Origin of the sequence: Methylobacterium oryzihabitans, from assembly GCF_004004555.2 — a bacterium.
In the GTDB taxonomy this organism is placed as follows: Bacteria; Pseudomonadota; Alphaproteobacteria; order Rhizobiales; family Beijerinckiaceae; genus Methylobacterium; species Methylobacterium oryzihabitans.
This window is the reverse complement of the sequence record NZ_SACP01000085.1, coordinates 1-705: the sequence shown is the minus strand read 5'-3', so window position 1 is coordinate 705 and position 705 is coordinate 1. Positions and strand designations below refer to the sequence as shown.

Sequence of the window (705 nt, the reverse complement as noted above, 5' to 3'; positions counted from 1 at the left end):
ACCGGTGATATCAGCCTGTTCAAGATCATCAGCGAAGGCGGCGTGGCCTCTGGCGTACGCCGTATCGAAGCAGTTACCGGCGCCGCTGCGTTGGCCTACCTGAACGCTGCCGAAGAGCAGGTCAAGGAAGCCGCGCAACTGGTCAAGGGTAACCGCGACAATCTGATCGACAAGCTGTCGGCTGTGCTCGAGCGCAACCGCCAGCTGGAGAAGCAGCTGGAACAGCTGCAGGCCAAAGCCGCCAGCGCCGCCGGGTACGATCTCTCCAACGCGGCTGTTGAGGTCAAGGGTGCCAAGGTCCTCGCCGCCCGCCTGGATGGGCAGGACGGCAAGGCCTTGCTGGCCCTGGTCGATCAGTTGAAGAACAAGCTCGGCCACGCAGTGATCCTGCTGGGCAGCGAGCATGAGGGCAAGGTTGTGCTGGTGGCCGGCGTGACCAAAGACCTCTCCAGCCAACTCAAGGCTGGCGATCTGATGAAACAAGCCGCTGCGGCGGTGGGTGGCAAGGGCGGTGGCCGTCCGGACATGGCCCAGGGTGGTGGCGTCGACGTCGCTGCACTGGACCAGGCCCTGGCGCTGGCCGTGCCATTCGCAGAGCAGGGACTTTGAGATGACGGGGCCGGCGGTCTAGTCGCCGGCCTCTTCATGTTGGATTGTTTTTTGGGGCCCTGTATGGGCTGAGGCACCATTGAAATGGCGTTGATC

At 63.4% G+C, this 705-nt stretch carries 1 protein-coding gene; it reads left to right on the top strand.

Going from position 1 to position 705, the window contains the following annotated elements:
• The coding region (locus EOE48_RS28450; RefSeq protein ID WP_246155060.1) for a DHHA1 domain-containing protein at positions 1-609 on the top strand (609 nt) is incomplete at its 5' end.
• Between the last annotated feature and the right edge of the window lie 96 nt (positions 610-705).